Origin of the sequence: Celeribacter sp. (assembly GCF_048266405.1) — a bacterium.
In the GTDB taxonomy this organism is placed as follows: domain Bacteria; phylum Pseudomonadota; class Alphaproteobacteria; order Rhodobacterales; family Rhodobacteraceae; genus Celeribacter.
In genome coordinates, this window is sequence record NZ_JBLWZO010000010.1 from 44,559 (window position 1) to 56,640 (window position 12,082).

Sequence of the window (12,082 nt, forward strand, 5' to 3'; positions counted from 1 at the left end):
CAAAGTCGGGGGGAATGTGCCCCGACACCGTCATGCCTGTTGCAGGACTTTTTCGACCATCTGCGCCGTCTGCAAAAGCGTCTCATCCTGGCCATGCGCCCCCGTCAACATCAACCCGATGCCCGCCTGACCGGCAATCGGCAGCGTTATCGAACACCCGTCGATGACATTCGCGAAACTGGTATTGCGCAGCGCCAAGGCGTTGAAGTGGTCAAAGGCTGCATCGCTTTGGCAATCCGCGATCTGTGGCGGCAAAATCGCTACGGTCGGCAGGATGATCAGATCATCACCCAGAACGGCGGCGATCTGGGTCTTGTACCGCTCGCGGGCCAGCACGGTGGCGGCATAGTCTGGGGCGCTGACCTCATCCGCCCGCGCCATGCGCCGTGCGACATGCGGATCAATCCGGTCCGCCTCTGCCCAGGCATCGGGATGACAGGCGCGGCTTTCGACCGCCGCGAATTGCCATGCGGGGATCGCGCGATAGGGGCGCGTATAGCTTTGACCCAGATGCGCAACGGGCCACCCGGCCTTTTCTATGCGGCGCAGCGCGATTTCAAAGGCCGCCGCAACCGCCGGATCAAGCAGATCAAGCCCGAAATCGTCCGGAACCAACAGCCGCGGTTTGCGCCGGACCCTCTCAGGCGCGGGGGACAAACAATGAAACGCCGCTGCCACATCGACGGTGGACCGCCCAATCAACCCCACACTGTCGAGCGAAAATGACAAAGGCACCGCCCCGCTGCGCGACAATCTAGAGGCCGTGGGCTTCCACCCGACCAGATCACAAAAGGCCGCCGGGATACGCGCCGACCCGCCTGTGTCGCTGACCAGCGCGATATCGGCCAGACCACGCGCGACCGATGCGGCACCGCCGCTTGATGATCCGCCTGCGGTGGCACCTGAGACCAGAGGCGTTTCCGGTGTCCCAAAATGTGGATTCAATCCCAGCCCGGAATAGGCCAATTCGGTCATATTTGTATGACCGATAAGCGTGGCACCGGCGGCTTTGACATCCGCGACAACCACCGCGTCCTCCTGCGCGGGCGGCATGTTCAACCGCCGCGCACTCCCTGCATGGGTGACCTGCCCGACCACGTCGAACAGGGCTTTGACCGACACCATGCACCCGGCCAGGGGGCCCTGCGCCGGGGTGTGTCCCGGCGCAAACAGGCGGGTATAGATCGCCGCGTGATCGCCATTCTGGCAGGCCGCGCGGACCTCTGCTGCGCGGGTTTCGGGATTGATGTCATGCCAGGACGGCAAGGGTTGGGATTGTGTCATGGTGCCAAGAGCCTTAGGAATTCGGGGTTTTCACGAACGGAATCCGGGGCACCGGACAGGGCGATTTTGCCGCGATCCATCACATCGACGCGGTCCGCCAGCCTGAGCGCAAGATCGAGGTGCTGTTCGACGATCACAATCGCCATACGGTCCTGCAATTGGCTTAACCGGTCTGCGATTTCCTCGATCACGCCAATCCAAACGCCCTCTGTCGGTTCGTCGAGCATGAGCAAAGCGGGGCGTCCCAAAAGAGCGCGGCAGATCCCCAGCATCTTGCGCTCTCCGCCCGAAAGCGTGCCCGCCGCCTGGCGCATCCTGTCCGCCAACTTAGGAAACAGGGAAATGACCTGATCCAAGTCACCAGTCGTCTTATGGTTGACCGCCCCGGCCAACAGGTTGTCCCGCACCGATAGGTTTCTGAACACCGGAGTATCCTGCGGAACATAGCCCAGCCCGCGCATCGCCCGTGCCGAAGGCGCAAGAGCATCCACCGATGCCCCCCGAAACGCGATACCGCCCGACATCGGCGCGACCTCACCCATAAGGGTTTGCAAGAACGTGGTTTTTCCTGCCCCATTGCGCCCGATCAGGGCCACGGTTTGACCTACGGCAACGTTGAAATCAATGCCGAACAACACTTGGCTTCGCCCGTATCCGGCGGACAGGTCGGCGGTTCGCAAGATTGGGGATTCAGTGCCGTTTGAGATAGACATCCTGCACCTTTTGGTTGTTCTGAATTTCGTCGACCGTTCCGGCGGCGATAATCTGCCCCTGTTCGAGCACGGTCATGCGGTCCACGAGGTTTCGGATAAAATCCAGATCATGTTCGACGATCACGATGGCACAGCTGCCCCGCAGCGGACGCAGCAGATCCCCGGTTAATCGTCTTTCTTCGATACTCATGCCTGCAGTCGGTTCATCCAGCAGCAGCAGCTTGGGATCCAGCGCCATGGCCATCGCGATTTCCAACCACTGCTGTTCACCATGCGACAGCTGGCCCGCGCGATCATCGCACCGATCCATCAGGCAAAAGTCGCGCAGCGTGGCGGCAATCCGGTCATGGTGGGCGTTGCGGCTGCGCGAGGCGACCAGAGCCCCCACAGGTTCGCGGGATTGGCAGGCCAAAAGCATATGATCATAGACCGTCAGATCTGGGATGATCGACGTCATCTGGAACTTGATGCTCATCCCGGCCTTGATGCGCGTTCGGACCGGGGCATTGGCGATGTTTTGTCCGGCCAAGACGATCGACCCGCCTGATGGCAGATGCGCCCCCGCGATACATTTCAGGAATGTGCTTTTGCCCGACCCATTGGGACCGATCAGCCCATGGAACTCTCCTTGCGCGACGCTCAGCGCGGCTTTGTCCAAGGCGACGAACCCGCCATACCGTTTAGTTAGGTCAAATATCTCTAGCAGCGCCATAATGCCCTACCTCCCACGTCCGGACCGTATGCCGAACCGGCCCGCCCGTTCTGCATCAGACGAGATCAGGCCGATCAAACCCGATGGCTTGATCAGGATCACCGCCAGCAAAATACAGCCCAGCAGGATGGGCCAGGCAGAGGCAAACCGATCCGCAAGCAGATAGCCCGTCACCTCAATCGCCAACACGCCCAACACAGCCCCGATCAAGGTTCCGGTGCCCCCCAACAGGACATAAATCACCGCCTTGGTTGACAGGGCGACGCCCAGCAGGACCGGACCAACAAACCCCTCGTGAAAGGCATACAACCCGCCGCCAAGCCCGGCGACACCACCGGCGAAGACAAAAACGATCAGCTTCATCACCTGAACCGGCGCCCCCAGGAACACGGTCCGCTCCTCGTTCTGTCGGGCGGCGGCCAGGGTCAGGCCGAACTGGGACCGCACCAATGCCCTGGACGCCGCATAGACGACGATGACACAGGCAAAGGCGAGGTAGTAAAACGGCACGCCTTCGGCGATCTCCCGGCCCAAAACGTCCAGATAGGGCAGGCCCGCGACACCGTTTTGCCCCCCGGCCCAATACCAGCCCCGAAACAATCGTTCCGCGATAAACGCCCCCGATAGGGTCCCTAGCGCGACAACGATCATCGCCGGGCGCTGTTTCGCCAATAGGATCAACGCACCAACAGCCGCCGCCAATCCCATGCCGACGAGCACCGCCAAGGGCATGACCGCAAAGACCGAGGTCACCCCCAGTTCCCGCGTCAGCAGCCCCCCCGCATATCCGGCAGCGCCGAAAAACAGCGCCTGGCCAAAGCTCATCACGCCGCCATAGCCCCAGGCCAAATCAAAGCTAAGCGCGAGAAGGCACAGCAGCAGCACACGGGTCAAAAAGACGGTCATGTGATCCGCCAGCACAACCGGCAAGGCCGCCAGAACGCAAAGCGTGACCAGTTCGGCCGCGACCAATCGGTTCACCTGCCAAAACCGTCGGTTGGGAATGGTATCTGTGTCAGTCATGCCAAAAGATCCCAAAGGGTGGCGGGGCCAAAGGCCCCAGCCGTGTCATCCACATTCACCGGGGGCCACTGCCCCGTCGCTGCCAGCGCGGATCTGATAGGATCCTGCAGTGGCCTCGGCGATATACATCGGCAGGGCGCAATGGCGTGTTCCGGGCACCATGGCCGCCGCGCCGCCAGGGGAGGATTCGATCCGCGCGGAATCGAGCGCGACCGCAACCGCGTCGCGTTCTGTCGTACCCGCCGATTTGACCGCCTCTGCCCAAAGCATCACCCCGCGATACACGCCTGTTGCTGCGCTGCCCGCGGACATCAAGGCGCTGTCAGGGAACGCCGCATCATAGGCGGACTGGATTTCAGCGCTCACCGGATCCGTGTCAGAAACCGCCCGGAAATAGTCCAAACAGGTCGCCAGGCCTTCGATCTCTTCTGGCTGATTCAGGCCAAGGGTGTTTTCGTCGTAATAGGCACAACACAGCCGCCCGCCATTGGTGTTGAATCCGGCCTGGTGCAATTGCTTGAAAAAGGTGCTGACGCCTGGCGGGCTGATGGTGTTGAACACGACATCCGCCTTCTCGGCCATGATCCGCGACACGGTTGCCCCGAATTCGATTTGATCCGGCGTGTGGTATTCTTCGAACACAACTTCGCCGCCATGTTCTTCGATCTTTTTGCGGGCATATTCGTTCAGCTTTCTCGGCCACAAAAAGTTCGCCGCCGGAAGGGCAAATCGTTTGCCACCGTTCTCGATCAACCAGGGAATAAGCGGGTCGCATTGCTGCGCTGGCGTCGGACCTGTGCAATAGACATAGGGCGTACATTCCCCGCCTTCATAAAGCTGCGGATAGATATATAGGCTTTTGCCGCGTCCAACGATGATGTCTTTCATCGCGTTGCGGGTGGAACTGAGGATGCCGCCAATCACGACGTCGACCTTGTCCTGTTGGATCAGTTTCCTCGCGGCTGCAACAGCGGCGGATTCATCCGATGCCGTATCTTCAATATAAAGCTCTACGGGGCGCCCATCCAGGCCCCCGGCCGCATTCAAACGATCCACGGCAAGGCGTGCGACATTAGCATCCGCCAAACCGGCAAACCCCAAAAACCCGGTGATATCCGTCGCGATGCCGATCTTAACGGGATCGCCTGCGGCCATCGCCGGGCGGACGACCCAGCTTCCGACCCCTGTTGCGACCGCGCCAATGGTTGCCGTCAGTTGCGTGATGAAACCACGGCGGGAAATCCCGGTCTTGTTCGTACCGTTCATGTTAGCTTCCTCCTCTGTTAAGAAGCCCCCCGGGCTTCATGCGAATGGTGGTCAGAGCAATGACAACCAATAGAATTTCAGAAAACGCGGGTGACACGATCCAGGGCATGACCGTGGCCAGCGACCCGATAGCGGCGGCCCCGGCCATCGCCCCGGCGATCAGATCCGCGCCCCCCAGCAGCACGGCCAGAAAGCTTTGGATCAGGAACCGCAGCCCAAGATCACCGGACAGGGAATAAATCGGAACGATCAGCGCCCCCGCCAGCCCCGCCAGTGCGGCGCTTAACCCGAAGGTTGCGGTATAAATCCGGCTGGTCGACATGCCAGACGCGCGGGCAAGCTGAGGATTCTCAAGCGCGGCGCGGGCACGCAGGCCAAGATGGGTGCGGTTCAGGATCAAGACGCTGGCCACGACCATCGCAACCGCACAACCAATGATCACAAGCCGCCAGGCCGGCATCACCGCCCCCAGGAATTGTACCGTCCCGGTCAGCGGTTCAGGGACAGCGTGATACACGCCGCCGGTGGCCCAACGAATGGCCTCGCGCAGGATCTGACCAAGCGCATAGGTGCCGAACATCGCCGCCACCGGAATGGTATAGAACCGCCGCACCACTGTCATTTCCAGGGCCGCGCCCATCAGGCCAACCGCAAGCGGCGCGGCCAGGATTGCCAGCACCGGCGACACGCCCAATGTCACCAAAGACCAGTGGACATAGGCACCGGTGAGGACGAATTCACCATGGGCAAAGTTGAAAATGCCCATCATGTTCACGACAATCGCCAGGCCGACCACGATCAACAGCATGACCGCGCTATAGCTGACGATCTCAAATACAATCTGAGAAACAATCACGACGCACCGCCCACAGCGGTACGGGTCAAACCTATGGAATCGGATCTATGTCCTGGCATGTGGCATCCTCCCCCGGTGGTCCATGCATCAGATGCATTGGCTCCAGATATTCATTGATAGGGAGAGGATGTGTCGCCAGTCACATTCTGTCAAATCGATACAAATGATCATCAAAATTGATTGAATCAATTTAGGTGAACTTATTCCGCCACTAGCTCCGCCGACTGGATAGATTGGACAAAGCTGGCGTTTCGAATTCTTGATCTTAGCCAAATACTTCCGGGTTCTTGATCTGCCCGCATGGGCCAGGACATCGAAATCGGATTTGGGCTAAACGGAAGCGGAACGCGGCTTGTCGCTAGGCCGAATAGAGGGGCATAGGCTTCGGCAATCCGGGTTGGAAGCGTGGTTAACGTCGGGCTATCCCGCGCGATCATCAGGACCGACAGGAAATTCGGACCCGAGGCGACGATGTTCAACTTTGCCTCGATTTCCTCGAGTCCGGGCCGCAAACATCCCCAAAGATCGCCGTTCAACGACACGACCGCATGCGGCGTTTCCACATAGGTCTGCAGCCCGATCGGATTGGCACAGCGCAGCAATTCGGGATTGTAACAACACGTCACCCCCTCTTCGAACAACAGTTCACCACGCTGCCATGAATTGGGTCGATTGTAACACCCCACAACCAAGTCCAATTCCCCGGCATCCAACAGATCAGCGGCGTCGCCCGGATCCACGGACCGCGCCGACAGCGACACGTTTGGTGCGACTTGGCGCAATTCGGTCGACAATTCGGGCAGCAGCAGAACCTCGATCCCGTTGGTCATTCCGATGCGAAATTGACGGTCACTGCGCAACGGGTCAAAGGGCTGTCCGGCCCGCAACACGTCCTGGGCCTGTGCTAGCACCTTTCGGATCGGATCATGCAGCTCTAGCGCCCGGTGCGTCGGCTCCATGGTCTGTTTAACCCGCACAAACAATTCATCATCAAAAAGTGTGCGCAGGGTCGAAAGCGTATGGCTCATCGCGGGTTGCTGAACCTTAAGGCGCCGCGCCGCGAGGGTCACGCTCCTCTCCTGCATAAGAGCATCAAAAGCGATCATTAGGTTCAGGTCGAAAGACCGGAGATTAAAGTGGTCGATACCCTGCATCAGTTACCTCGATTTGAATTAACAGTTTCATTCATACTACTCATGGGCAACGAATTCAACAACTCCACGACCTGTGACGTCGTAAACCGTGAGGAGGCAGCCATGCTCTGCAACACCCGCAAGGTCAGCAATTGGACGATTTCCCGGATTGACGAGGTCGCCTTGGCCCTGCCGACGACGGTGCTTTTTCCGGATTGGGACGATGCCATCCTGTCTCCCGAAACTCGGACCTGCATGCAGGCGGGACTTGCCGCGAATGGCGCTGATCTGGTGGTGCCTGTCCATTCTTGGCTAATCCGCAACGACTCGCTGACCATCCTTGTCGACACGGGTGTCGGCAATGGACGGACGCGGGCCCTTGACGGGTTCAACAACCTCAACACCGACTACCTGTCCCGCCTTTCCGCAGCCGGGGTAGACCCGGACGACGTCGATTTCGTGCTTTGCACCCATATTCACACGGACCACGTTGGTTGGAACACCATATGGGACGGAAACCAATGGATCCCGACCTTTCCTAACGCCCGCTATGTTTGGGGTCAGGTCGAAGGCGCAGTCGCACGTCGCCCGTTCTTTCACGAGGGGCCAGCAGCCGGACTTTACGAAGACAGCATTTTGCCAATCATCACCGCCGGGCAGGCCGAAGAAATCGCCCCCGGCGCATATGATCCAATCGACGGGCTGACGTTCCATTCGACGCCAGGCCACAGCCCCGGACACATGTCGATATCGATCAAGACAGGCACCGATATGCTGATGTTTGGCGGGGACGTGCTGCACAATCAGGCGCAGGTCTTTCACCCTGAATGGAATTCCGTCTTTTGCGAAGACCCCGAAACCGCGCTGCGATCTCGTCTGTGGGCACTGGAATTCTGTGCCGACACCAATGCGCTGTTTTTTGGCACACACCTCGGCGGCTCTGCCGTTGGACGTATCAAACGCGTCAACGACCGCTTTACCTGGACCCATGAATAAGGAACCCGACCATGGCCAAAGTTCACTTAGCCCCCTATGTACGCAACGGCGATACCGTCATCACCTCCGGTCAACTTGGCTTTGACGAAAACGGTGTGATTTCGGGTGATATCACCGAACAAACGAACCGCATTCTCAAGCGGATTGAAACGCTTCTTTCTGAACAAGGCATGACCTTGCAGGATGTCGGAAAAACCTCTGTTTGGTTGGTGAATGCGGATGATTTCGCCGCGTTCAACGACGCCTATGCGGCGGCATTTGGCGATCACATGCCCGCACGTTCAACGGTGGTCTCTGCGTTGACGGCCCCCGGTGCTTTGATCGAAATCGAGGCGATGGCATGGACATCCCGGTAACACCGCTCGTCGGTCCGCTTGATCCGGGGGCGCAACGGCTTGTCGATGCGGCCCTGGCCGCCGCTGCGCCTGGCCTGGAAAAGGGCACGCCGGAAACCGCCCGCGCGTCCTTCCGTGAAAGCAGAAAGGCGCTTGCCCCACTGCGCCAAGAGGTCGCCGTGGTTCGCACCATCGACCGCAACGGCCCCCGCCCAGCGCTTCGGATTTATCGTGCCTGGGGCACCCGCGCCGAGGACCGTTTGCCCGCGCTGCTGTTCTTTCATTCAGGTGGCTGGGTGTCGGGCGACCTCGACACGCATGATAACGCCTGCCGGGCCATCGCGAATGCAGCAGGCTGTGCCGTGATCGCGGTGGATTACGCGCTTGCGCCGGAACACCCTTTCCCGGCGGCGACCGAGGACGCGGTGGCGGCCTATTCCTACCTGATCCAAGAGGCGGACGCGATTGGCCTGGACCGCGATCAAATCGCCGTCGGAGGGGACAGCGCCGGGGCCAATATCGCCGCGGTGTTGACCCTTTTGCTACGCGACACCCAGCACCCCGCGCCCTGTGGTCAAGTCCTGCTATATCCGGCGACGTCATTTGTGACGGAAACCCCGTCCCGTCAGGAATTCAGGAACGGCCCGACCTTGAACGGTGCAGCGTTGGATTGGTTCGCGGCGCAGTACCTGCCCGATGTAGCCACCCGCGCGGATTGGCGTGCATCGCCGCTTGTGGCGAAATCATTGGCCGGGCTGCCTCGCGCCTATGTCGCAACCTGCGGCCACGACCCGCTCAGGGACGAGGGCATCGCCTATGCCGACAAACTTAAGCGAGAAAGCATCACGGTCGAACACAGGCATTTTCCTGGTCAAATCCACGGCTTCCTGACCATGGGAGGCGTGATGCCGGAAACGACTGTGCTGATCGGGGAAACCGCTGCAGCCCTCAAAAAGATGTTTATGGGTCCTACGCGATAGCAACATCGAGATACACCCCATCCTCTACAACCTCCCTGTGGACGACCGACTGGCGGCACCGGTATTGCCGGTGCCGCCCTTTTCCGAAAGAGCAACTGAGCGGCAGATAATGTTTGCGAGACGGATAATCCCGTGACCTGCGTATCGGCAGGCATCCCATTCCGGCGATCTCGCGCCGTTCCAAGAATTCTTCTCTACACCTCCGAGTGTAACATATATCGCGTGGCGATATTTCGCGCGCCATGTCCGTTTCGCGGGCATGAACTTGCGGGACCGTGTAGCACTGAACATCCAGGAATTGAGACGCGCCCGCGGCCTCAGCCAAGAGGAGCTTGCTCATCGGGCCGAAGTGAGCCGCGGCCATATGGGCAAGGTCGAGAACGCCAAATTCGCTGCCTCCCTCGACCTCCTCGAACATATCGCCAAAGCACTGAACGTAAATCCAGAAGAGCTCTTCACAAAACGCTAGCCAGTTTTTGCCAGCCCCTGATGCGTCCTGGAGCGGAACGTTTCAAGAGGTAGTCAAATGGAGAGCTGTGAGTTCAATGGGTAAGAAGAAGACAGGCTGGCCCTTCCAAGACGGGTTTCTGAACGACGGTGCGCGGGAGATTCACCTGTTCACCGATTACCGTTGGAATGATGGCTCGGTGAGCCGCCGCTGGCATGTCGATCCAGAACGCTTTGATGCCAGCTTTGCCGAGCTTCGCCCGGTTTCCCTGAACACATCGGACCGTTCGGGTCAGTAAGAGAACCACTCCGAGTGGCCCATGTTGCCCTCGTAGTCGCCATATTCGACCATGATGCTGCGGGAATGGAAGTGCCAGAGGCCTCCGCTGGTCGGATAGGCGATCTCCTGTCCGCTTTCCGAGACGAATGTCGCGGGCCACGGCGTGTGCGATCCGTAGACCCGCTTGATATATCGACAGGTCCGGTTCTCGCGATCGCAGGAGCGGATCGACCAATCCCACTGACGCGGCGCGTCACGCGGCTCGTAGGATCGTCCGGTGAACCATATCACATGGGTTCGGTTCAACCATTCGTATTCCGGCAGGTTGGTGTCGAGCTCGCCCTCCCCGCCGGGGCCACCCAGCTCGACCGGGACATGGGCAAAGGTGCAGACCCCGAAGGGCGGCAGGCTTGGCCAAGGTGTGATCCGACGAATCATCGTGCGATAGGCGCGTGCGCAGACAGCGCTCGGGGGGAAACCTCCGGCCATGCAGAGCATGATGGCGCAGTCGATGTCATAGGCCTGCGCCTTCTCCGGCGCCCCTAGGATCGACATCACCCCCATCACCGCTGCCATCGCCTGTCGTTTCATCTCGCCCTCCCGCAAAAGTTGCGGCAACTATCGTGCAATATGTATTTATCTGCAATATGTCGTATTGACTCCATATGACTTTATGGCCTTAGTGTCGTGAAGTAGAAGGGCTCTCGTGGGGAGAGTCCGAACATGCCGATAGCGCGCAACCAGATCCTGATCACCATCGATGGTGTCAAAGACCTGTCCGAGAAGGGCATCGCGTTCCGCTGCCGGTATGAACTCGTGGGGTTCACGGACGATGGCAAGCCGCGCTACCAGTGCATCTACCTGCGCGAGGGTGAGCCGGAAGCCATTCTGGTCTCGACCCGGATTACCCCACACGGTCCCGAGCCGCGGTATTTCAACATATGGCCGGGGCTTTTCAAACATCATCTCGAGTTCGGTGACGGGCGCGATCTGCGCTTTGGTCCTGACTACAGCATCACCCTCGAGGAGCGCGGCTGACGTCATCGCCTTTGGCCGCGACGGAACCGCCCGGACCTCGGGCTGGACATTTCACGGTGAGCGGCCCGCCTGGGCGGGGCTGGGTGATGGCGCTGAGGCCGAAGTCGTTCTTGCCTTACTGGACGCCACACCGCCTACTAGTCGCGACGACATCCTCCCGCTGATCCATGCCACCGCAGGTCGTCACGCGGGCAATCGCGCCCTGCGTCAAGTTGGGCTGGGTGCGGACGACTGGCAGATCCTGTTCCGCGCCCTGGTCGAGGCGGAAAGCAGCTACAATCCGACCGCCGTCAGCCCAAAGGGCGCATATGGTCTCGGCCAGTTGATGCCGGACACGGCCCGCGCGCTCGGGATCGATCCGCGCGACCCGTCCCAGAACCTCGATGGCGCAGCGCGCTATCTGCTCGCGCAGCTTGCGACCTTCAAGGACATCGACCTCGCGCTCGCGGCTTACAATGCCGGGCCACATCGGGTCGTCGAATATTCCGGCATTCCACCCTTCGCCGAGACCCGCGACTACATCGCGCGCATCCACCGGATTCGGTCCCGGCTGGCAGGCACACCCGTTTCCGCGCCGGAGACCCGCGTCGCAGACCGGGGTCCTGCCCGCGCGCCCGTTCTTATCGATCTTCAGTAAAACAAGGGAACACCGCATGCTTCGACATCGCCTCAGCCGCCTCTTGCCTGCCGCCACAACCCTGGCAATTTTCGCAACGCCCGCCCTCGCGCAGGACTTGTCGCCGATCCAGACCATGCTGGAAACCGTCGAGGCCGCGCTGACCGGTCCGATCGGGATCGCGGTCGCCACGCTCGCCGTCATCGGCACCGGTTTTATGTGCATGATGGGACGGCTCAACTGGGGCTGGTTCGCCTCGGTCATCATCGGGATCGTGCTGATCTTCTCGGCCGGCACCATCGTCGACGGCTTCTCGTGACATTCCGGCAAAATAGCGTCCTACGAGCGACCCGAACGCGTTGTGCTGCGCAAAACGCTGCCTCGGGTCCCTCTCCGGACACAC

At 60.2% G+C, this 12,082-nt stretch carries 16 protein-coding genes; 8 read left to right on the forward strand and 8 right to left on the reverse strand.

All coding sequences use genetic code 11. From position 1 onward, the window contains the following. Window positions 1-30: 30 nt before the first annotated feature. From ACN0TS_RS15115 to ACN0TS_RS15145, 7 genes are all read right to left on the reverse strand, one after another. Window positions 31-1,284, reverse strand: coding sequence for an amidase family protein (locus ACN0TS_RS15115; protein ID WP_417260196.1), 1,254 nt, complete (start codon window positions 1,282-1,284; stop codon window positions 31-33). Then, a complete protein-coding gene (locus ACN0TS_RS15120; protein WP_417260197.1) occupies window positions 1,281-1,997 on the reverse strand; it encodes an ABC transporter ATP-binding protein in 717 nt (238 codons plus the stop codon). The genes ACN0TS_RS15115 and ACN0TS_RS15120 overlap by 4 nt, the downstream gene beginning before the upstream one ends. Continuing rightward, on the reverse strand, window positions 1,975-2,709 hold the full coding sequence (locus ACN0TS_RS15125) for an ABC transporter ATP-binding protein (protein WP_417260198.1): 735 nt from the start codon (window positions 2,707-2,709) through the stop codon (window positions 1,975-1,977). Before ACN0TS_RS15125 ends, ACN0TS_RS15120 begins: the two co-directional genes overlap by 23 nt. A gap of 6 nt (window positions 2,710-2,715) precedes the next feature. Next, window positions 2,716-3,732, reverse strand: coding sequence for a branched-chain amino acid ABC transporter permease (locus ACN0TS_RS15130; RefSeq protein ID WP_417260199.1), 1,017 nt, complete (start codon window positions 3,730-3,732; stop codon window positions 2,716-2,718). Between the two features lie 45 nt (window positions 3,733-3,777). Beyond that, complete coding sequence (locus tag ACN0TS_RS15135) at window positions 3,778-4,998, reverse strand: substrate-binding protein (RefSeq protein WP_417260200.1); 1,221 nt, start codon at window positions 4,996-4,998, stop codon at window positions 3,778-3,780. A gap of 1 nt (window position 4,999) precedes the next feature. After that, window positions 5,000-5,854, reverse strand: a complete 855-nt coding sequence (locus ACN0TS_RS15140; RefSeq protein ID WP_417260201.1) for a branched-chain amino acid ABC transporter permease — start codon at window positions 5,852-5,854, stop codon at window positions 5,000-5,002. Window positions 5,855-6,054: 200 nt separating this feature from the next. Continuing rightward, window positions 6,055-7,008 carry a LysR family transcriptional regulator gene (locus tag ACN0TS_RS15145; protein ID WP_417260202.1) on the reverse strand — a complete coding sequence of 318 codons (954 nt, stop codon included), beginning with the start codon at window positions 7,006-7,008 and terminating at the stop codon, window positions 6,055-6,057. 102 nt (window positions 7,009-7,110) lie between these two features. Here ACN0TS_RS15145 and ACN0TS_RS15150 point away from each other — a divergent pair, with 102 nt between their 5' ends. The 5 genes from ACN0TS_RS15150 (at window position 7,111) to ACN0TS_RS15170 (ending at window position 10,044) form a co-directional block, all read left to right on the forward strand. Then, complete coding sequence (locus ACN0TS_RS15150) at window positions 7,111-7,983, forward strand: MBL fold metallo-hydrolase (protein WP_417260203.1); 873 nt, start codon at window positions 7,111-7,113, stop codon at window positions 7,981-7,983. An 11-nt stretch (window positions 7,984-7,994) separates the two neighbouring features. Beyond that, window positions 7,995-8,339 carry a RidA family protein gene (locus ACN0TS_RS15155; RefSeq protein WP_417260204.1) on the forward strand — a complete coding sequence of 115 codons (345 nt, stop codon included), beginning with the start codon at window positions 7,995-7,997 and terminating at the stop codon, window positions 8,337-8,339. Further along, a complete protein-coding gene (locus ACN0TS_RS15160) occupies window positions 8,324-9,298 on the forward strand; it encodes an alpha/beta hydrolase (RefSeq protein WP_417260205.1) in 975 nt (324 codons plus the stop codon). The genes ACN0TS_RS15155 and ACN0TS_RS15160 overlap by 16 nt, the downstream gene beginning before the upstream one ends. A gap of 259 nt (window positions 9,299-9,557) precedes the next feature. After that, entirely contained in the window at window positions 9,558-9,767 is a 210-nt protein-coding gene (locus tag ACN0TS_RS15165) for a helix-turn-helix domain-containing protein (protein WP_417260206.1), read from the forward strand. A gap of 76 nt (window positions 9,768-9,843) precedes the next feature. Further along, window positions 9,844-10,044 carry a hypothetical protein gene (locus ACN0TS_RS15170; RefSeq protein ID WP_417260207.1) on the forward strand — a complete coding sequence of 67 codons (201 nt, stop codon included), beginning with the start codon at window positions 9,844-9,846 and terminating at the stop codon, window positions 10,042-10,044. On the opposite strand, the gene ACN0TS_RS15175 is transcribed toward ACN0TS_RS15170, so the two are convergent. Further along, window positions 10,038-10,616 carry a hypothetical protein gene (locus ACN0TS_RS15175; RefSeq protein WP_417260248.1) on the reverse strand — a complete coding sequence of 193 codons (579 nt, stop codon included), beginning with the start codon at window positions 10,614-10,616 and terminating at the stop codon, window positions 10,038-10,040. The two genes, ACN0TS_RS15170 and ACN0TS_RS15175, sit on opposite strands and share 7 nt — an antisense overlap. A gap of 132 nt (window positions 10,617-10,748) precedes the next feature. Here ACN0TS_RS15175 and ACN0TS_RS15180 point away from each other — a divergent pair, with 132 nt between their 5' ends. From ACN0TS_RS15180 to ACN0TS_RS15190, 3 genes are read left to right on the forward strand one after another with little or no spacing between them, the layout of a single operon-like run. Beyond that, a complete protein-coding gene (locus tag ACN0TS_RS15180; RefSeq protein ID WP_008335576.1) occupies window positions 10,749-11,063 on the forward strand; it encodes a hypothetical protein in 315 nt (104 codons plus the stop codon). Then, window positions 11,023-11,700, forward strand: a complete 678-nt coding sequence (locus tag ACN0TS_RS15185; protein ID WP_417260208.1) for a lytic transglycosylase domain-containing protein — start codon at window positions 11,023-11,025, stop codon at window positions 11,698-11,700. Before ACN0TS_RS15180 ends, ACN0TS_RS15185 begins: the two co-directional genes overlap by 41 nt. A gap of 16 nt (window positions 11,701-11,716) precedes the next feature. Next, window positions 11,717-11,998, forward strand: coding sequence for a TrbC/VirB2 family protein (locus tag ACN0TS_RS15190; RefSeq protein ID WP_417260209.1), 282 nt, complete (start codon window positions 11,717-11,719; stop codon window positions 11,996-11,998). Window positions 11,999-12,082 lie beyond the last annotated feature (84 nt).

Coding starts and splice junctions, on each gene's coding strand:
- ACN0TS_RS15165 (WP_417260206.1), top strand. CDS start 9,558: ATGAACTTGCGGGACCGTGTAGCACTGAACATCCAGGAATTGAGACGC.
- ACN0TS_RS15180 (WP_008335576.1), top strand. CDS start 10,749: ATGCCGATAGCGCGCAACCAGATCCTGATCACCATCGATGGTGTCAAA.
- ACN0TS_RS15150 (WP_417260203.1), top strand. CDS start 7,111: ATGCTCTGCAACACCCGCAAGGTCAGCAATTGGACGATTTCCCGGATT.
- ACN0TS_RS15135 (WP_417260200.1), bottom strand. CDS start 4,998: ATGAACGGTACGAACAAGACCGGGATTTCCCGCCGTGGTTTCATCACG.
- ACN0TS_RS15130 (WP_417260199.1), bottom strand. CDS start 3,732: ATGACTGACACAGATACCATTCCCAACCGACGGTTTTGGCAGGTGAAC.
- ACN0TS_RS15170 (WP_417260207.1), top strand. CDS start 9,844: ATGGGTAAGAAGAAGACAGGCTGGCCCTTCCAAGACGGGTTTCTGAAC.
- ACN0TS_RS15160 (WP_417260205.1), top strand. CDS start 8,324: ATGGACATCCCGGTAACACCGCTCGTCGGTCCGCTTGATCCGGGGGCG.
- ACN0TS_RS15125 (WP_417260198.1), bottom strand. CDS start 2,709: ATGGCGCTGCTAGAGATATTTGACCTAACTAAACGGTATGGCGGGTTC.
- ACN0TS_RS15190 (WP_417260209.1), top strand. CDS start 11,717: ATGCTTCGACATCGCCTCAGCCGCCTCTTGCCTGCCGCCACAACCCTG.
- ACN0TS_RS15120 (WP_417260197.1), bottom strand. CDS start 1,997: ATGTCTATCTCAAACGGCACTGAATCCCCAATCTTGCGAACCGCCGAC.
- ACN0TS_RS15175 (WP_417260248.1), bottom strand. CDS start 10,616: ATGAAACGACAGGCGATGGCAGCGGTGATGGGGGTGATGTCGATCCTA.
- ACN0TS_RS15155 (WP_417260204.1), top strand. CDS start 7,995: ATGGCCAAAGTTCACTTAGCCCCCTATGTACGCAACGGCGATACCGTC.
- ACN0TS_RS15115 (WP_417260196.1), bottom strand. CDS start 1,284: ATGACACAATCCCAACCCTTGCCGTCCTGGCATGACATCAATCCCGAA.
- ACN0TS_RS15145 (WP_417260202.1), bottom strand. CDS start 7,008: ATGCAGGGTATCGACCACTTTAATCTCCGGTCTTTCGACCTGAACCTA.